The organism is Flavobacterium sp. ST-158, from assembly GCF_058309975.1.
In genome coordinates this window covers 102,992-123,163 of sequence record NZ_JBZEEN010000002.1, presented here as the reverse complement: position 1 = coordinate 123,163, position 20,172 = coordinate 102,992, and the positions used below count along the sequence as shown (strand labels likewise).

Genomic DNA, 20,172 nt, shown 5'->3' with positions numbered 1-20,172 from the left:
TAGTTTAAATAGGCCAATCCATTATAGATTGACCTAAAGTTTAATTATTGAGGAACAACAGTCATCGTTCCATTGTCTAAATTGATAGTAATTTGGTAATTACCCGCATTTCCGCTTTGTAACTTCCATTTGTTATCGGGTCCATCACATCCATGAGTAATGATATAATTACCATTCAATATTGACTGATTGGCAGTTGAAGGATTAATCCAATCGCCATCACACCAGTCGCCTTTAAATTTTGAAATTTTAAATTCTCCGGTAGCATTTAAACTTCCAAGAGCACCAGTATAGGTATAATTCCCATTACTATATGTCATTGCTGTTGGGGTTGCTATATTCCAACCATTTGGTCCTCCATCACCTATGATGTATAAGTTTACTTTTTCTATTTTTATGGTATTATTTTGAGTATCCAAAGTAATCTTATATCGTCCAACATCTCCAGAACCTACAGCCCAATTGTTATCTACAGTACAGCCTGAATTTTGTTCTACAGCAGTTGAAGATAATGCCTGTCCGTCAGTTAATGGGCGGTACCATTCTCCACACCAATCACCGGTAGTGCCAGCAAGAATTTTGAAATTACCTTGTGTTAAGTTGGCTTCGTAAATAAAAATAAAAGGGTTATCCTGACTTTTAGTAAATTCTCTTGGAGTATTAATATCCCATCCACTTGGCGATGCATCTCCAACTATATAAATATGGGAAAATGCCGGTCCTGAAATTGCTTCTATATTTATAGTTAAATTCAATAAATCTGCCGTAATCTTATATTGTCCGGCTTGTGTAATTTCCCATTGTAAATCATCACCGCTACCGCCTGTATTATGGACCATTTTTGTGGCATCTGTTGCATTTTGGGTATAAAAATCTTGACAAAAACAACCCTCTTTACTTACTGGTAGTTTGAAAGAACCAGTACTTAAAACCCCTTGATAAACAAATGTTCCCGGTTTAGAGGATGAAAGTGTTAATGGTAAGGCATTTGAAATATCCCAACCTGAAGAAGTGGCACTTCCTATGATATACAGCTCTTTTGAAACAGGCAAGTAGGTTGTTACCGAAAATGTAACACTTGCTATTTGAGGTTCAACATTTTCATTGGCAACAGTTGCTATGACCCTGGCTTCAAAATTCTGAGTAGCTCCAGGCTGCACTCCAAAAGTATTTATTAAAATGGTATTTAAAGTAGTCGAACTTAAGGAAAATAAATATGAATTGACACCCATTTCATAATCAATAGCTGTAGCATAATTATTCCCCTCTTTGTCAATTTGAAGGACATAACTAATGGAGGCACTAGTGCCTTCATTTGTTCCCGTTGTCCAATTAAAGGTTAATTTATCATTAGGTTGACGTTCATCTAAAACCAATTCAGAGTTTGAAACGCTAAGTGTTAATTCGTCATTTTGATTCAGGCTAGAATCATTTAATACATCTTCACAAGAAGTATTCATTAGTACTAAAATTAGAGTACCAAGAATAGAAAGTGTTTTTATAAAAATATTTTTCATAATCGTATTTTTTAGTACCCAGGATTTTGGGTTAATTTTGGATTTCTATCTCTTTCAATTTGTGGTATTGGAAATAATAAATGTTTAGTAGTGGCATTTGTTTTTCCTATAGAATGAAGAAAATCAAGTCCGTATTGTCCATTGAGTACCCGTACTAAATCAAACCATCTTTGCCCTTCAAATGCCAATTCGACTCTACGTTCATGCAATACCTTTTCTCTAAACTGTTCTTTGGATAATCCGGTAGCAATATTTGGAAGTCCGGCTCGATTTCTAACTTTATTCAAAGGAGTTTCAGCTTGAGATGTTTGTCCTAATTCATTTAATGCCTCTGCTTTCATCAATAAAATAGTAGAAAAACGAAGAATTGGAAAATTCATAGGACTATTATCATAGGAACTAACAACACTTAAGGGCACCAAAAATTTTCTAACATTATACCCCGTTGTAGAATAACTGCTTTGATAGTTTTTCCCATCAAAAGCTGGCGCTCCGTCATAAAAAACAGTTACATCTTTTCTGGAATCATTAGCTTCATAAGAAGCTACAAATTCCTGTGTAGGCTGATTCCATCCAAATCCACCTCCTACAAAATTTGCACCTCTGGGTCCCATAAAAGGACTAGTCCACGAAGCTTGGTTTTCATTATCCCAAAAACTATATCCTCCATTGCTGGCATACTGTACTTCAAAAAGAGACTCTATGGAATTTTCGGCATTAGGATTGAAATTATCAGCATAATTTTCATTTAGTGCAAAACCAAGTCCTTCAACTTGAGTAGTCAAGTCAACTACTTTTTGCCAATTATTTCCAAGTGTCAAATGGACTTCTGCCAATTCTCCTAAGGCAGCTCCTTTATTGGCTCTTCCAATATCGCTTCCTGAATATTCACTTTTATTGGGAAGTAATTGAACCGCTTTTTCTAAATCGGAAATAATTTGTTCATAAACTAAATCTTTAGAAACTCGGGCTGGAAACAAATCAGTGTTAGAACTTCCAGGAGTTGTAATTAAAGGCACATCACCAAAAAAGCGTACTAAAATGAAATAATAATGCGCTCTTAAGAAATAAGCTTCTCCCATTGAACGATTTTTGATATTTTCATCAATATTTAAATCCGGAGCAACACTTAATACAATGTTTGACCTTAAAATACCCGGCCATGGACCTCTCCAAATGTCTAATACGCCTTGATTATCAGTACTGGTTACAAAATTAGACATGTCCTGAGTCTCAATACCATCTGTACCTCCACCTGCACCTACAATACTATTTCCTGCCATTATATCTGTAGTCCACATTCTTAGATTATACAATTTAGGCCATTGTAAAGGTTGGTAGGCTCCATTAACTAATGTTACCAATTCGGCTGCATTAGTAGGATAATTTGAAGTGTTAATGGTGTCTAAGGGAGCTTTATCCAAAAAGTCATTAGAACATTGAGTACTAGCAAAAATTGCTAATGCTAAAACTATTATTTTTATAAATTTCATCTTTTTATTTTTTAAAATCCAACATTTAAACCAAGAGAAATAATTCTTGTAACAGGATAGATATTGTTGTCAATACCATTAGTAGAAACTTCTGGGTCAAACCCACTATATTTTGTAAATGTGAATAAATTTTGACCAGACAGATATACTTTTGCATAATCAAAAATCTTATCTTTTCCAAAATCAGTTGGGATATTGTATGTGAGACTTACATTTTTAATTCTTAAATAGGAACCGTCTTCAATATATCTTGAAGATGCTCTGTTGTTGTTATTCGGGTCTCCATAAACAGCTCTCGGCATACTGTTACTTGTTCCCGGTCCTGTCCATCTTCCTAATACTGCAGTAGATTGATTGGTGGTGATTGACATCGCTTCATTATACAATCTATTAGCATTGAAAATATCATTCCCATAAACTCCTTGTAAATAAACACTTAGACTAAAGTCGCCGTATATAATTGTATTGTTTAAAGAAGCTGAAAAATCAGGGTTTGGATTTCCAATATAGGCACGGTCAGCATCTGTAATCAAACCATCATTATTTAAATCTTTGAATCTAATATCTCCTGGAGATGTACTGTTGCTCGAAGAAGTTCCCTGTACTTGAATAGCATGGTTATCTACTTCAGCCTGAGTTTGGAAAATACCGTCTTGAACAAATCCATAAAATACATTGATTGGTAATCCTTCTTTGATTCTTGATACATTATAATTTAAGCCTAAACCTCCTGTTACTAGTGGAGCATCACCGTTTAGATCGATTACTTTGTTTCTATTTAATGAAAAAACAAAGTCTGTATTCCAACTAAATTTATCTTTTTGAATGTTTTTGGTATTAATAACCAATTCAATTCCTTTGTTTCTAATTTTTCCGGCATTAATATAAGGTACAAAAATGTCTGAATAACCGGATGTTACCGGTACCGATTGAGGCACTAACATATCGTTAGTGTTTTTAATATAAGCGTCCAAAGTAAGATTAACTCTCTCGTTAAAAAGTGACGCATCTAAACCTATGTTATATTGTTCCTGAGATTCCCATTTAACATTCGAATTAGGCAAAACCGTTGGAATGGCAGCACTAACAAAATTCCCATTAAAGTTATACAGATAGGTATTGTAGTTAGAAGAAAAGGAATAATTACCAATTTCCTGGTTTCCGGTAACTCCATAACCTAATCGTAATTTCAAATCATTTACACTTTTTGATTTAAAAAAATCTTCATTTGAAATTCTCCAGGCTAATGAAGCAGAAGGAAATGTTCCATATTTATTTCCTTCACCAAATCGTGATGAACCGTCTCTACGTACTGTTGCTGTTGCATAATACTTACTTTTATAATCGAAATTAGCTCTGGCAAATGTGGAGAAAATTGCCCATTCGGAACCACTACCATGTAAAGTACTTTGTGCGATACCATTATTTAAAGTTTGGGTACTTTCGCTTGGAAAATTTTGAATAGAACCACTGATATATTCGAATTTATTTTGTTGTGCACTCGTTCCGACAACAGCTGTTAAATTTATACCACTATCAAACTTTTTAGAAAAAGTCAATGTGTTATCAAATAATAAAGTAATTGCCTGATTTGAAGATTCTGATAAAAAAGCATTTTGCCCTATTTTAGAATCCCAATTATAGGTTGGTGCCCAAGTTCTGCTCTTCCAAAAATTAGCTTCAGCTCCTGCAAGTGTTTTGAATTTAAAGTTTTTCAAAAAAGTAAGCTCACCAAAAACATTTCCTTGAACATTATAGCCTTTTGTCGAATTATCAATAATATTAGCTTTACCAATTGGATTATCTACGTCACCAGAGTATATAGCTTGTCCTATTGGTCCCGAATAATTACCATTTTCTCTATAAATAGGTTGGGTTGGCAGTGAAATCAGTGCATTTTGAATACTATAGTCTCCTTGCGATTTTATATCATGGTTTAATTTTAAACTGTTGCCAAATTTTATATTGTTAGAGATTTTAGTGTCCGTATTAAACTGTAAAATATATCTTTTATAATCCGTATTGATGATGATTCCTTTTTGATCAAAAACATTTAAGGAAGTGTAAACTTTTGTTTTCTCATTACCGGCAGAATAGGACATCGTGTAATTATTTTGAATCCCTGTTTTGAAAAAGGCATCTACCCAATCCGTGCCTTTTCCTAAGGATTCAGGATTTTGAAAGTCAGGATTTGGTGTTAATCCGGCATTATTTAAAATGTCATTATGAAGACTTGCAAACTGCGAAGCATTTAAAACGGGAAGTATGTCGGTTGCTTGAGATATTCCGGTAGAAAAATCAAATGACAACGAAGATTTTCCTAAAGAGCCTCTTTTTGTTGTAATGATTACTACACCATTCGCACCTCGGGCTCCATAAATAGCGGTCGAAGAAGCATCTTTAAGTATTTGTAAACTTTCAACATCATTCATGTTTATTTGATTCAGTCCTCCGGTTAAAGGCATTCCGTCAACAACAATCAATGGATCATTATTCCCAATCGTACCAGTACCTCTAATTCTAAAAGTTGGATTATCACCAGGCTTTCCGGAAGTAATTACCTGAACACCGGCGGCACGTCCCTGAATAGCATCACCCACATTGGCCACAGGTTGTTTATTGATGTCAGCCAGTTTTACAGTAGAAATAGATCCGGTCAAATCTTTCGATTTAACCTCACCATAACCAATTACAACAACCGTGTTAAGAGATTCTGAAGCTAATTCTAAATTAATATTTAAGGATGTTTTACCGTTTGTAGCAATATCTTTGGTCTTATATCCAATAAAAGAAATACTTAAAACGGCATTTTCATTAGGTACAATAATTTCAAATTTTCCATCAAAATCGGTAATGGAAGTCTGATTACTGTTTTTAAGTAAAACCGAGGCACCTGGTAAAGGTTGGTTGGTTTCATCCGTTACTTTACCAGTAATTTTAATTTTTCCATTTTGAGCCATCATAAAGAATGGAAGGAGAAGAAAAATTAAGAAACACAGGATTGTTTTTTTCCTGTTTAATGAAGCAATTTTCATAATACATTAATTTTTTAGTTAGTTATTTTAGTTTTGATTGTGTCTTATGAAAAACACTTTCAATACAAAATTGCATAAATAACATGTCGAGAATACTCTCTTAAAAAAACGTATAGAAAAATACAGCCTATTTTTAGATAAAATTCAGAACAACCCCTTTATTTTGTTGACTTTACCACATTTAAAAGCCAAATAATGATATAGAAAATCAGACTATTTTATAGCTTTAAAGTGGTGTTTTTGAGTAGTTTTTTGTCAAAATCTTCTTTATTAATTGACGAATTATTTCGGATTTTTGTTTTGTAAGCGTAAATAGAATTAACAGAATAGCCTAAAATTTGCGCTATAATTTCATTCTGTGTAATTCCCAGACGAATTAAAGCATAAATTCGTAACTCTTTAGTCAGAACTTGTTCTTTGTCTAATAGAATTTTGTGTTCTTCTTTCATTAAAGAGTTAAATTCTTTTATAAAATTAGGAAATAGACTCACAAAAGCTTTGTCAAAATTCTCTAATAATTTTTCTTTTTCTTTCTTTAAATTATAGCTTAAAATGGTACGGTTTACTTTGTCGTATCTTTCTTCTTCAATGTTTTTTTTCATCGAATTTATAAAGGCATTAAATTTTTCAAAAATAGCGTCGTATTGTGTAAAAAATAATCCTAGATATTCTTCCTTAATTTTATTAGCCTCAGAAAGTTGATTGTTAACCTCTTTGATTTCTATATTTTGAGATTTGATTTTATCGTTTACTTTTAGTAACTGTTTATTAATCTGCTTTAAATTTTGATGAGCATCTGCAATAATTTTCCTTGCTTTAGTAAGCTTTCTATTTTGATTGTAGATAATAACTGCAAAGCAAATAGCTATAATCAAAAATATACTTACAATGATATATTGCCAGTATAGTCTTTGTTTTTCCTTTTCAACAAGTTTAAGCATTTCTTGTTCTACAAGAGGTAAAATAGCTCCAACCTGAATTTTTCGCTGTTGGGCACCATAAAAAGAAGCATCTTCATTTGCCTTTTTGATGAGTATTGAAGCATTAATCAAATCACCTTTTTTAAATAAAAGTTCTGAGAGTTTAATTATTGCTAATGATTCTTTGGTTGAAGTTTTAATGTCAGAAATTACAGCTTCAGAAAAATGCGAAATTGCTTGATCATTATTTCCTAGTTGTTGGTATAATTCACCAAGCATATAATGCACTAACGCCTGATCATGAGGTTGATTTTTCTTTTGTAAAAGGGTTTTAAAATCAGAAAATGATTCTTGTAATTTACCTTCTTTAAACTTATTAAAAGCCTCTAAAAAATAATGAAAGAAAGTGCCGTCTTCTGTTAGCGAAAGAGCTTTCTCCCTATATAAATAGGCTAAATTTAAATATTGTTTATTAAAATAGGGCGTATTACTATATTCAGCCATATCACCGTAACAACGTCCCAAAATACCATAATAAAGCGTATTGTAATCGGTATTTTTATCATCTATTTTAGAAGGTTCCAAAAAATCCAGTGCTTCTTTATACATTCCTGATGACACACAAATATCTGCCAGATTCATATTAGCAGTTGCTAATAACGATTCATTATTTAATTGTTGCGCCAGTGATTTACTTTTTATTCCATAATAAAATGCCGAATCCCGTTGAAAAACTTTAAAGCGATAAAACATTTCGGTATTTAGATTATAAAGTGATAAAACGTCACTTTTTTTTGTATTCTTTAAAATAGTTCGAATACTGTCTATTTCAGCTTTTTTCTTTGCATCATATTTTGAGGCATTTTCAATAATATGAATTAATGAATCTAATTTACTTTCTTGGGCTGACGAAGAAGTATAAATTAATACTATAATCGTAATTAAAATGCTTAACTGTTTTGATGGGAATAATTTTGTCATTGCCAATATAATTTAAAAAGTCAATTAAGAAGTATTGTTTTTAAAATTCAGAAGATGAGTTGTAATACTTGCAGAAAGGAATTCAATTTGTTCTTAATGAACTTGATATTTTTACAACTAATACTCTGCAATTTTACTATTAATTACACTAAGATTACTCTTTTTCAATAACTTTTTTAAAGTAAACCTTTTTGATTTGATTAAAATTCCTGATAAGTTTTCTACTAAACAATAATGAATTACATAACAACTATTAAAAATGCCCCAAAGAGTATTTAACTTTTTGGGGCATGTTCAAAAGAATGTACAGGCTTTTCGAAAAAATAGTAAATTAAGATTTTAACATCATAAATTTACTGATGTCTTTTTTAGTCAATACAGGATTAGCGCCTTCACTTCCGGCAACCAAAGCACCTACTGCACAAGCAAAATTCAAAGCTTTTTGAGGAGTTTTACCTTTTAACAACTTAAATAGTAAAGAGGCTAAAAAAGAATCACCGGCTCCAACTGTGTCGACAACCTTAATGAAGTAACCACTGTTGTAATAAAATTTATCATTATAATACAAAACGGCTCCAAAAGCACCTTTGGTCACGCATATATGCTTGGTATTGGTTTCTTTGGCTATAAATTTGATATTTTGCTCAAAAGAGTGATAAGGAGATCCCATTTTTTGGCTGATTTCCAGTAATTCTTCATCATTTAATTTGACAAAATCTGCCTCATGCATCAAATGACTAATCAATTCAAAAGTATAGTATGGTGCTCTTAAATTAACATCAAAAACTTTATAAGTACTACTATTTTCTAACAAATGCATTAAAGTAGCCCGCGAATCTTCGTCACGAGCGCTCAAACTTCCAAAAACAAAAACATCGGAATCTGAAATTTGATGTACCAATCCGTCTTCAGCTTTTATCTTGTCCCAGGCTGATGGATATAAAATATCATAAGATGCATTTCCTTTCTCATTTACCATTACATGAACTACACCTGTCTTATAATCTGCTCCTGCCTGAATATAATTGGTATTCACTCCATTTTCTTTCACAAATGTAACGATAGCCTCTCCATCCTCGTCAAGCCCTACTTTACTTATCATCGCCACATCGGCACCTAAAGACTGCATTCTCAATGCCACATTTAAAGGAGCTCCTCCAATTTTTTTATGAGTTGGAAAAACATCCCACAATACTTCTCCAAATGAGAACGCTTTTACTTTTTTATTTTTAGTCATTTTATCTAAAAAATATTTGATTTACTCGATTCCTTTTAATGTCAAATTAGAAACTTTGAACTGGTTTCCTTCAGACAGTAATCCCCATTTATTAAGTTCTCTGCCATAAATGCGATTGCTAAGTACTTTTTTCCCTCCAATATAAAATGTGCAAATACTGGAATCTGTAATTATTTCTACCTCATAATTAACATCTTTCACTATTTCAAAAGGAATTTGTGTTACCAGCTGGTTTGTCGAATTATATGCCGCAATTCGGTTATTTGACGGTTCTAAAACTATTTTGTAATACGCTCCCGCATCATTAACTTCAAATTTAAATCCTGCTGAAGCTGTTGTATTTCCTAAAGAAACAGTAGCATTAATTTTTGCTTTTTTACCAGCTGATTTAAAATCTACACTCGCATTTCCGCTGAGCTGAAAGTTAGTATTATTTTCGGTAACTGTTCCACTGGTATTTACCGATTCCAAAAGAATTTCTTTGGTAAATAAATCCTTAACAGCTTGTGGTGCCTTAAAAATCAAAGTTCCATCGGTATTTTGATTGATTTCATGAATGACCATATTTCCGGCCCATTCTTTATTTCCGCCGTCATTTTGCGGTGATTTACGCGCAGTCCAACCAAAAGCATAGCGTTTATTTCCATCCGATGCGGTTTTTGCCGCATAAAAATATTCTCCGTCGATCATATCCTGCTCTGGTGTAATCCAAGGACCGTTAAAAGAAGTTGCCATTCTGTAATGAGTTCCTTTACTGTTTCCCCAGTTTTCTGAGAAAAGCAAATACCAATAATTCCCCATTTTAAAAACATCGGCACATTCCATCATCAAATAATTTTCCTGAGGTGTCGTGGTATAAATTGGAGCCTGAACATCCCAATTTCCAGAAGCAGGATTAGACGAAGTAAAGTGAAGCAAAACAGCTTTCCTTCCCGGTTCTGTTTGCGTACTTACTAACATCGAATATTTATTTAATTCTTCATTAAAGAAAACATGAGGATCTCTAAAATCATAATCCAAATAACTCGCCGGAGCAGTAATTTTGAAATTTGAAATTTTAGTCCAATTCTTTAAATCCGTACTTGTGGCACAAAGTACACTTTCTCTTGGATTTGATTCTAAAAAAGCATCAATACCATTATGCCCTGTGTAATAAAAATAATAGGTACTTCCAACCTTCACCACAGAACCAGTTCCTACTCCAAAATCTGCCTCATTAGCAGTACCATAGGGAATCATCTGTCCATTATAGTTAAAATGAGCCAAATCAGTAGTTTGGTATTCATGAATATCATGAAATCCTTTTCCGGCAGGCTTGTTTTGGGCATCGTGCAGGAAATAAATATGAAATTTTCCATTATCAAAAAATGGCATAATATCTCCGGTATAACCGGCGCTATAATAGGGATCCTTTCCCCCCATCCATTGGGATGGAGGAATTGGATAAATACTGGCTATTGACGATTCGCCACCTGAAATGGAACCACCAATGTAAGTGTCTTCATTTTGACTGCATGATAACAGCGAAAAGAATATTGATGAGCCCAGAATTATATTTTTAATTTTCATCTGTTTTTATTTTAGTTATTTATTGCTAAATAATTGATGCTATTTTGCGTTAGTGTTTTTATATTGGTAATAAACTCATTTGGCTGACTTGGCACACCATTACTTTCTTCATTATACCAATCATAAGCCCCCATTGATATTACTACAACATTTTTATCAGCATTGTTATTAGGCCATTCTGCAATAGTTACGCGACCATCTAAATTATCATCCCAACCTTCACTGGCTAAGTTTGTACCTCCGGTTTGATCTCTCCATCCGGCACCATTAACATATCCTCCCCATTCCGGCACAAACCACCAGGCAGTATGATTTAATCTGTAAGTACCACTTTGAAGTAAATAAGCTTTTCCTGTTTCATAAGTAATAAGACCATTAAAAATTGGATGTGATTCATGACCTCTAAATGACATTCCCCAAGAATTGCCGTCAACCCAACCACCAGGTAAGAAATCTCCAAAAACATTATTTGGCCCTTTTCCGGATGGAACAATACCCAAAGCATCTACATATTGTGACGCAAATGATGTTAGTAATAAATTACCTCCATTAGATCGGAATGTTTGTAAGGCTTGCGTAACAACTGGTTTAAATGCAACCGTAGGTAAGTTAGTAGCTGAGTCAAAATGCCACCAAATCACATCAATGTCCGCTAAAGAAGCACCATTAACAATATCATCAAAAGAAATGTATCGGGCACCTCCTCCGTAAGTATCAAAAAGCCAATCAGCTGCAGTTATTTCGTCCATATTTGTTAAAGCTGCACGGTTGGCTGCTGTTCCTAAAAATGCCACCACTAAACCTTGTACCGGCACCCCCACATTAGCAGTATAATTAACACTTTTACCATTAGCCGTAATTACAAAAGTAACCGGAGCAGAAAAATCAATTGTTGTTCCTGAAGTTGGAGAAATACTAACCCCTGTAGTGGTTTCTATAACAGGTTTTAAACTGCTTAAATCTGTTCCTTCCGGTAAAGTAAGTGTAATTGTTTTGGCTGCATCATTGATAACCGCCGCTACATTGTTAATTGTAAAAGTTTTGATAGGGCTTAAAATGGTTGTCTTGATGGTATAATCTTTAAAAAGATTACCATTTACGACTCTAAATTTGATGGTATTTCTAAAATCCATCGCCTCTGAAAAATCAATATTGGCAGTTGCACCATCTTCTAAAACCACTTCAGGTATTACAGAAGTTACGTCAGAACCATAAGGCATAACCAAATTAATTTCTCCTGTATTTTGACTTATTGTTGCTTCAACACCATTAACTGTTAAAGAAGCAACATTTGAAGGACTGTCAATATCTAATCCGTTTTCGTTAAAATTATCTTCGCAGGAAGTTAGACTTAACAGCATTAGTATAAATACTGTCCACAGATATCCTATTTTATTAAGTGTTATTTTCATCTTTTCTGAATATTAGAATTAATAATTCGAATTTTGTTTGTATAAGCCTTGACTAAAGTTAATCTGAGCCAATGGTATCGGACAATATTCTTCTTTTTCGGCATCAAAATGCGCATCGCTATAATAGCTACGTTTTGATTTTTCTCCATCATAAAAAGTATTCATCACCTCCTCAGTCACTCCCCAACGCACTAAATCAAAGAAACGACTACCTTCCATTGCAAATTCCAATCTTCTTTCAAATCGTAATGCCTTACGGGCATAATCCTGAGTCCAATTACAGTTTACACCATCTACATATGGATTGATTTTGAAATTAGTAACATAGGTCAATCTTCCTGTACTTTGAGCTGCACGGTTACGAACCTCATTGATTAGAGGCAAAGCATCTGCTTGTTGCCCTAATTCGATTAAAGCCTCAGCTCTGAACAAAAGGACATCGGCATATCTGATTTGGATTCTGTTTTTTGAATTTCCGTAAAAAGGGTCAATATTTACTACACAACTACAACTTGGAGCCACGTTTTCTTTTAATGATGCATAATAGCCGTAAGCACCCGGATTACGAACCCAAGCTTCAACATATAAATATTCTGGATCGTATTTATAAGGCAATCCCGGCATAGCTACCGTATGATACAATCTAGGATCTACCGTAAATTCATCGATGTTTTTATAATCAAAATCATCATTGTTGAAAGTATCAAATTCAGGTAAACCATTCGCATCGGTCTTGAAAGCATTCACCAAATTTTGACTTGGTTTGTGGAAATCACAACAACCCAATCCCTGTGGAGTAGAAAGCACATCTGAAAAGTTCAATCTTCCGTATAAAGTCCCATCGTTATCCGAAAACTGTATTGCAAAAAGGGATTCCTGACCATTTTCATAAGTTCCCGGTAAAAAGTTATTTGCAAAATCACCTTCCAGACTTGCTTTTCCAATTACTTTGTCGGTTGCATCCAAAACCTGTTGCAAATGCTCTGTATTAATTCCTGTTACATTGTATTTTTCATCCTGTGTATAAGCCTGATACAATCTGGTTTTGGCCAAATAAGCGTAGGCTGCTTTTTTAGTCGCTCTTCCTACCTGAGATTGAGTATCTGGCAATACTGCTGCTGCAGCTTCAAAATCTTCGGCAATTTTTTCCCAAAGTGCTTCATTTGAAAGCGCATTATTAGCAATTAATTTATAATCTTCCACCGGAATATCTTCTGTAATATAAGGTACATTTCTATACATTATTTTCAGCATAAAATAAAAATGCCCTCGAAGAAAACGCATTTCAGCTATTCTTCTATTCTTCAAAGGATATTCACTTTCGTTGATTAATTCTAAAGCTTTCAATGCTTTGTTAACTCTGGAAACCCCTACATAACTGATGTACCAAAAGGAATCTAATTCGCCAAAATCCGGACGAATGTTATTGGACACTTCAAAAAAGTGGAAGTTTTGAATATCATTCGTTCCGCTTCCTCCTTTGTATGCATCATCGGAACGAACGTTCCCAAATGGCCACAAGCTATATGGTGAATCGTAATGGTCATTCCCTAATTGGGCGTAAGCCGCATTCATAAAACCTTCAATCGATTGTGGTGTTACCACATCATCTTCAGATAAAACACCTCTCGGGTTATTATCTAAAAAATCGGTACAGGACGAGCTGATCAATAAGGTTAAAAAACTCGCTATATATATTATTTTTTTCATTTTGCTAAATTTTAATTAGATTATAAAGTCAGGTTTAGTCCCATTGTAAAAGTGGTTGGTTGCGGATAACCAAATCCGGCATTTTCCGGATCAACGCCTGTAAATGATTTTGCATCCAGGATAAATAAGTTTTGACCACTAACATAAAATCTAAAGCTGTTCATTTTCATTTTTTTCAATAAATCTTTAGAAAAACTATAGCCCAATTGAAGCACACGTAGTTTTAAATAACTTCCATTTTCAACGTAATAGGTAGAAAATCTTGATTCGGCATTTTTATCAATGGTAGTTAATGCCGGAATAGTAGAATTAGGATTATCTAATGACCAGGCATTCAATAATCGTGTTCCTTTATTAGATCCTACATCGTCAACACTCCAAAAATCGGTTTGATATTTTGTTCTGTTTATTACATCTACATTTCCGGTTCCTTCCCAAAATGTTGTCAAATCAAAGTTTTTATATCCTAAACCAAGATTAAAACCGTATTGAAATCCAGGATTTGGATTCCCAATCCATGTTCTGTCTTTATCGGTTATAGTTCCATCACCATTTAAGTCAACGTATCTGATACGACCTAAACCTTTTCCTTCCTGAAGTGGAGAATTGTCAACTTCATCCTGAGATTTAAACAATCCGTCTGCAACATAACCATACATGGAATTAATAGGTCTTCCTAAAATATTGTCATCCAAACCATTTCCTCCATAGCTGTTTTTAACCTCATCCGGTAGTTTTGTAATTTTATTTCTATTAGCTGAAAAGTTTGCCGAAATATCATATTTTAATCCAAAAGAAGTTTCATCATGATAAGCCAAAGCAAATTCCCAACCTTTGTTTTCCATAGCGGCACCATTTACCCAGCGACTTCCTCCTTCACCAATTACTCCTAAATAAGGTGGCAATACCAAAATATCTTTCGTTTGCTTATTGTAATAATCAATAGAACCGCTCAATTTTTGTTTAAAAAATCCAAAATCCAAACCAATATTCGTTTGCGTTGTGGTTTCCCATTTTAAATCATCATTACCAGTTTGGGTAGCAATAAATCCAGATGGAAGTAATCCGTTTCCATTACCGGCAATATCATAAGCCGTTCCAAAAGAGGTAGCCCAGGTAGGACTTCCACCGGCATAACTGGCCAAATACAGACTATAAACAGCGGTATTACTAATTTCCTGATTACCGGTTTGTCCCCAACCGGCACGTACTTTTAAGTCAGAAATAAAATCTGCTTTGTCTTTGATAAAAGCTTCATTACTGATTCTCCATCCTGCTGAAACCGCCGGGAATGTCCCAAACTGATTGTTTTTTCCAAAACGGGAAGAACCATCTCGTCTAATTGTACCTGATAACAAAAAGTGATTGTCAAATTCGTAATCTATTTTACCAAAATAAGAAAGCAAAGAATAACTTGTTGATGAACCGCTTGTAAAAGACTCCCCTGTTCCGGCATCCGGATACATATAGTCAGGAGTTTCAATTAGAAAATCATTTTTACGTAAGGTAGTTGTATCAAAAACATCTTTGTACATCTCAGTTCCGGCAAGTAAATTTAATTTGTGTTTGCCCAATTCTACATTATACAAAGCGGTATTACTCCAAGTCCATTTGTCACTTACAGATTGGTCTATGGTAACCGAATTTTGGTCATTTTGCAAATAGCCAGAAACATAACTGCGTTGCAAATTTCTTTTTTTGTAAAAACCATAATCTACCCCAAAACTGGTTTTGATATGTAAATTTTTAACCACTTCTAAATCGGCATATGCATTTCCGAATAATCGTAAGTAATCGTATTTGTTGTCTTTATTGTATTCTAATAAACGTACCGGATTTTGTCTGTCGTTCATTCCGCCTACAGGACCACCCCATCCTTTACCGTCTACTGTGCGAACCGGAATCAAAGGCAATGCACGTAAAGCCGGATCAAGAACTCCCGGATCTGAAACTTCATTAGTACGGTTTAAAGTGAAATTCTCTCCAATAACTAATTTTCCATCAAAATATTTATAAGAACTGTTCATTCTTGCAGAAATTCTTTCAAATTCGGTCGTTTTTACAACTCCTTGGTTGTTGTAATACCCCAAAGAAAAAAGATAACTTCCCTTATCAGAAGCATTTGAAGCAGCCAAATCATAGGATTGTGCTATTCCTGTTCTGGAAATTTCATCATACCAATTGGTATTTCCCGATTTTAAAGTTTGATTAGCATCTAAATATTCAGGAACCAGAATCTTATTCAATTGTGGTTTGTTATTTGCCACTTCCCAGTCAAACTGATAACTCAAATTGTTACTGTTTGGATTTAAGCCATCATTAATATTAGCCTGCCAAAGTGCTTTTCCATATTGTTCTACATTTAAAACACTCAATCTTCTGCTGTAAGATGATAATGCAGTATAATGACTGAAATCAATTTTCATATTACCGGCTTTTCCTTTTTTGGTAGTAATAATGATTACACCGTTTGAAGCTCTCGAACCATAAATACTAGCCGAAGAAGCATCTTTTAAAACCTGAATAGATTCAATATCATTAGGATTTAATTCATGCATACCTGACTTTGTTGGCATACCATCGATTACAAGTAAAGGAGAAGTGTTGTTAAGAGTTCCAACCCCTCTAATCACAATATTAGTATTAGCGCCACTTGGAGAACCATCAGAAGTAACTTTCACCCCAGCTAATCGCCCTTGTAATCCTTTTAATGGATTAGGTTCCGGCTGTTTGGATAATTCTTTCATATCCACCACACTTACAGCTCCGGTAATGTCTGTTTTTTTCTGTTTGGAGTACCCTGTAACAATAATTTCAGTTAATTGATTACTTTCACCTATTAAAGCTATTTTAAAGGTTTTTTGTCCCTTTATTTGAATCGTTTGCGTATTATATCCTACATAGGAAATAATTAAACTTCCATTGGAAGCAACATTTGCAAAAGCAAAGTTACCATCTATATCTGTACTTACACTCTTATCTGTGCCTGCAATCAGTACCGTTGCACCTGGTAAAGGCAATCCGTCTTCAGAAGAGATTACAGTACCTTTTATCCCTATTTTCTGTGCCTGTATAAAAGACATTGAAAAGAGGAAACATAAAAAATAAATTAATTTACATTTCATTGGTTAGTTGTTTTTAGTTAATATTTATTTGGTTAATTTTTAGTTTTTTTACATTGAGTTCTCCTTTGGACACAAGATCTAATTGAGTAAAAGGACTAGTATTGAAAAATATTTCTGTCATTACTTTTTCACCATTATTATAAAATAATTCTATAGATGTTTTATCGAGAATAATTTTAAAAGCGGCTTCAGATTGGCTATTATCTAAATTCACACGGCTAATAGATGAGGCAAACTTTTCAGAAAAATCAGTTATCCCAGACTTGGAACGATCAAGAAATAAATAGTCTTCAATGTTATTTATTCCAAAAGTCAGTGATTCACCTTTTGAATTGGAAAGAATAAATTGGTAGCTGTCACTTTTCATATTTACCAAATCCAATTCTATAATTGCTTGGGTCAAATCGATTTCTCCGGCTTTTACAATTGCTAATTTTTCATTGGCTGTTAAATTTTTCTTCTTTATCGTTTTTGAAATATAATTATTGATCTCTGAAACCGGTTTACTGATCAAATTATAATCGTTTTCTTTTTTAATTAATTTCAATTCACGAGCAATCGTTGTGCTTCCTCTCCATGTATAGGTAGGCACTTTTTGTGCATAATCCCAATTTGACATCCATCCTATAAATAATTTTCTGCCATCAGAATTCGGAACATTATTCCAGATTACTCCTGCATAATTATCTTTTCCATAGTCAATCCATACAGCGTTTCCATTAGCTACTCGCTTTGAAAAATGAGCATCAAGTGTATAATGAGTCCCATCAAAATCACCTACAAAGTATTGCGTCCCCGAACCACCATTTGCCCCTCCTGGATTCAAACTCTGTATTAAAACCCATTTGGTTTCAGCTAGCCCCTCTACTTTCATCTCAAAAAAATCAGGACATTCCCAAACACCTCCATAAGCTCCTTTTTTATCTCCAAAATCAGATAAGAATTCCCAGTTTTTAAGATTATCAGATTTATAAAACCTTACCCTGTCTTGCGCTGCAAGAGCCATAATCCATTGCTTATGCTTAGCATCCCAAGTTACCTTTGGATCACGAAAATCGCGTATATCAGGGTTCTTTATGACAGGATTTCCTTCCTCAAATTTTTGCCAAGTAAAACCATTATCATTAGAATATGCAATATCCTGCTGTTCCACATCAATTCTCCCTTCTTTTTCTTTTGCCATATCATGCAGGGTATAAATGGCTACTACAGGAGATGATTTTCCCTTTTTAAAACCAGAGGTGTTTTGATGATCAACAACAGCACTTCCTGAAAAAATATACTTCCTATTGTCCGGATAAATTGCAATTGGTTCTTCTTGCCACTGAATCAAATCCTTACTGGTAGCATGCCCCCAATGCATGGGGCCCCAAACATTCCCTTCAGGAAAATATTGATAAAACAAATGATAGATTCCGTCTAAAAAAAACATCCCGTTAGGATCATTCATCCATCCTTTTTGAGGAGTAAAATGAAAATTAGGACGGTACATAATTTCCTCTTGAGTCTTTGTCTTATCTATAACTTTTTGCGTTAATGCCGATGAATTTTTACAACTTTCTAAAGCCAGAATTAGAAAACTACAAAATATCAGCAGTAGATGTCTTTTTGAATTCATTTTTGTTGAGATTTTTATTAGTTAAATTTTCACTTAAAGTTTCTAATGAAATCCCTTTAGTTTCAGGCATTAAAAACATGACAAACAGCAATTGTAAAACCATCATTAAGGTAAAAATTAAAAATACAACTGCTGGACCAATTTCTGAGAATAACACCGGGATCAAAGATGGGATTATTGCAGCCAAGACCCAGTGAACGGAACTTCCAAATGCCTGTCCGGAAGCGCGAATATGATTTGGAAATATTTCAGATATAAATACCCAAATCACAGCTCCTTGTCCAATAGCATGCGAGGCGATAAATAAGAACAGAAAAACTGGTACTGATAAACCTCCCCAATTGAAATAAAAAGATGCCGAAACCAGTCCCAATGAAATGATATAACCCACGGACCCAATATACATCAAGATCTTTCTCCCTAATTTATCAATTAAACTAACCCCTACTAATGTAAAAACAAGGTTAGTAATGCCAATTCCTATACTACTTAGTAATGCTGTATTTTGACCTAAACCAGCTTCTTCAAAAATTCTTGGAGCAAAATATAAAAAGGCATTTATCCCTGATAACTGATTAAAAAAAGCAATTAAGAATGCTAGAATAAGAGGAAATCGATATTTCTTAAGAAAAATATTTTCGTTAGACACCGTATTTTCCATCTCTTGCTTTATCTCTAGCATGAGTGTTTCGGGATCCTGACCAGGATTGATTTTTTGTAGCATCTTTATGGCCTCATCCTTTCTGAATTTGGTAAGCAACCATCGTGGACTTTTAGGGATGCTAAACGCAAAGACTGTATATATAGCTGCAGGAAACGCCTCTATTCCTACCATCCAACGCCAGGCATTCTCTCCAATATCATTTAAAAGATAATTTGATAAAAAAGCAATTAAAATTCCAAATACAATATTAAATTGGTAAAGTCCTACCAGTTTACCTCTGTCTTTCGCTGGCGCTATTTCTGAAATATAGGCTGGTGCAGCGATTGTTGACGCGCCAACTCCTAAACCTCCAATAAACCTAAAAAAAGCAAAAATCCAAGGGCTGTCCGCTAATCCAGAACCAATTGCAGATATAGTGTATAATGCACCAATCCATATTAAGGTATTTTTACGCCCAATTCTATTTGTAGGGATTCCTCCAAAAAAAGCACCAATCACGGTGCCCCAAAGCGCCATACCTATTACTACAATACCATGGAACATATCTGAAGTACCCCATAATAATTGTAATTTTTTTTCAGCCCCCGATATCACTACGGTATCAAAGCCGAAAAGAAAACCTGCCAGTGCAGCAGTAACTGACCAAAGTAGTATCTTATTCATTGTACATGTAATTAAAAATGTTTTGCTAAGATATTCGTAAAAAAAGCAACTTATTTTTAATGATGTTACAATTAATTAATTCAATAAATTCAGTATTAGTATTTTTATATTAAATCCTTTGTTTTCAATGGTTTTCAGCTATTTTATTTATGTTACGAAAACCATATAGTTATGATTTTGTAACTTTAGATATGAAAATGTTACCTAAAAATAACCTGACTTTAACTC

The 20,172-nt window shown here is 34.0% G+C and carries 11 protein-coding genes; all 11 read right to left on the bottom strand.

The features are described from left to right. Window positions 1-44: 44 nt before the first annotated feature. Window positions 45-1,517: a SusE domain-containing protein gene (locus AC4FRF_RS04930; RefSeq protein WP_491158371.1), complete on the bottom strand. Its 1,473-nt coding sequence runs from the start codon at window positions 1,515-1,517 to the stop codon at window positions 45-47. A gap of 11 nt (window positions 1,518-1,528) precedes the next feature. Continuing rightward, window positions 1,529-3,010, bottom strand: coding sequence for a RagB/SusD family nutrient uptake outer membrane protein (locus AC4FRF_RS04925; RefSeq protein ID WP_491158370.1), 1,482 nt, complete (start codon window positions 3,008-3,010; stop codon window positions 1,529-1,531). An 11-nt stretch (window positions 3,011-3,021) separates the two neighbouring features. Further along, window positions 3,022-6,045 carry a SusC/RagA family TonB-linked outer membrane protein gene (locus AC4FRF_RS04920; RefSeq protein WP_491158369.1) on the bottom strand — a complete coding sequence of 1,008 codons (3,024 nt, stop codon included), beginning with the start codon at window positions 6,043-6,045 and terminating at the stop codon, window positions 3,022-3,024. Window positions 6,046-6,263: 218 nt separating this feature from the next. After that, the gene (gene susR / locus AC4FRF_RS04915) at window positions 6,264-7,946 is read right to left on the bottom strand and encodes a SusR family glycan utilization regulator (protein ID WP_491158368.1); all 1,683 of its coding nucleotides are present in this window, start codon (window positions 7,944-7,946) and stop codon (window positions 6,264-6,266) included. 331 nt (window positions 7,947-8,277) lie between these two features. After that, window positions 8,278-9,183, bottom strand: coding sequence for a carbohydrate kinase family protein (locus AC4FRF_RS04910; protein ID WP_491158367.1), 906 nt, complete (start codon window positions 9,181-9,183; stop codon window positions 8,278-8,280). Between the two features lie 21 nt (window positions 9,184-9,204). After that, window positions 9,205-10,752 carry a glycoside hydrolase domain-containing protein gene (locus AC4FRF_RS04905; RefSeq protein WP_491158366.1) on the bottom strand — a complete coding sequence of 516 codons (1,548 nt, stop codon included), beginning with the start codon at window positions 10,750-10,752 and terminating at the stop codon, window positions 9,205-9,207. Between the two features lie 11 nt (window positions 10,753-10,763). After that, window positions 10,764-12,164 carry a DUF4960 domain-containing protein gene (locus AC4FRF_RS04900; protein ID WP_491158365.1) on the bottom strand — a complete coding sequence of 467 codons (1,401 nt, stop codon included), beginning with the start codon at window positions 12,162-12,164 and terminating at the stop codon, window positions 10,764-10,766. Between the two features lie 18 nt (window positions 12,165-12,182). Next, entirely contained in the window at window positions 12,183-13,874 is a 1,692-nt protein-coding gene (locus AC4FRF_RS04895; protein ID WP_491158363.1) for a RagB/SusD family nutrient uptake outer membrane protein, read from the bottom strand. A 20-nt stretch (window positions 13,875-13,894) separates the two neighbouring features. After that, window positions 13,895-16,999 carry a SusC/RagA family TonB-linked outer membrane protein gene (locus tag AC4FRF_RS04890; RefSeq protein ID WP_491158362.1) on the bottom strand — a complete coding sequence of 1,035 codons (3,105 nt, stop codon included), beginning with the start codon at window positions 16,997-16,999 and terminating at the stop codon, window positions 13,895-13,897. A gap of 13 nt (window positions 17,000-17,012) precedes the next feature. Further along, window positions 17,013-18,617, bottom strand: a complete 1,605-nt coding sequence (locus AC4FRF_RS04885; RefSeq protein WP_491158361.1) for a glycoside hydrolase family 32 protein — start codon at window positions 18,615-18,617, stop codon at window positions 17,013-17,015. Then, on the bottom strand, window positions 18,580-19,944 hold the full coding sequence (locus AC4FRF_RS04880; RefSeq protein ID WP_491158360.1) for a sugar porter family MFS transporter: 1,365 nt from the start codon (window positions 19,942-19,944) through the stop codon (window positions 18,580-18,582). The genes AC4FRF_RS04885 and AC4FRF_RS04880 overlap by 38 nt, the downstream gene beginning before the upstream one ends. Window positions 19,945-20,172: the final 228 nt, after the last annotated feature.

Bases quoted from the DNA above. Each gene is read 5' to 3' on its own strand.
- AC4FRF_RS04930 (WP_491158371.1), bottom strand. From the start codon at position 1,517: ATGAAAAATATTTTTATAAAAACACTTTCTATTCTTGGTACTCTAATT.
- AC4FRF_RS04925 (WP_491158370.1), bottom strand. From the start codon at position 3,010: ATGAAATTTATAAAAATAATAGTTTTAGCATTAGCAATTTTTGCTAGT.
- AC4FRF_RS04920 (WP_491158369.1), bottom strand. From the start codon at position 6,045: ATGAAAATTGCTTCATTAAACAGGAAAAAAACAATCCTGTGTTTCTTA.
- susR (WP_491158368.1), bottom strand. From the start codon at position 7,946: ATGACAAAATTATTCCCATCAAAACAGTTAAGCATTTTAATTACGATT.
- AC4FRF_RS04910 (WP_491158367.1), bottom strand. From the start codon at position 9,183: ATGACTAAAAATAAAAAAGTAAAAGCGTTCTCATTTGGAGAAGTATTG.
- AC4FRF_RS04905 (WP_491158366.1), bottom strand. From the start codon at position 10,752: ATGAAAATTAAAAATATAATTCTGGGCTCATCAATATTCTTTTCGCTG.
- AC4FRF_RS04900 (WP_491158365.1), bottom strand. From the start codon at position 12,164: ATGAAAATAACACTTAATAAAATAGGATATCTGTGGACAGTATTTATA.
- AC4FRF_RS04895 (WP_491158363.1), bottom strand. From the start codon at position 13,874: ATGAAAAAAATAATATATATAGCGAGTTTTTTAACCTTATTGATCAGC.
- AC4FRF_RS04890 (WP_491158362.1), bottom strand. From the start codon at position 16,999: ATGAAATGTAAATTAATTTATTTTTTATGTTTCCTCTTTTCAATGTCT.
- AC4FRF_RS04885 (WP_491158361.1), bottom strand. From the start codon at position 18,617: ATGAATTCAAAAAGACATCTACTGCTGATATTTTGTAGTTTTCTAATT.
- AC4FRF_RS04880 (WP_491158360.1), bottom strand. From the start codon at position 19,944: ATGAATAAGATACTACTTTGGTCAGTTACTGCTGCACTGGCAGGTTTT.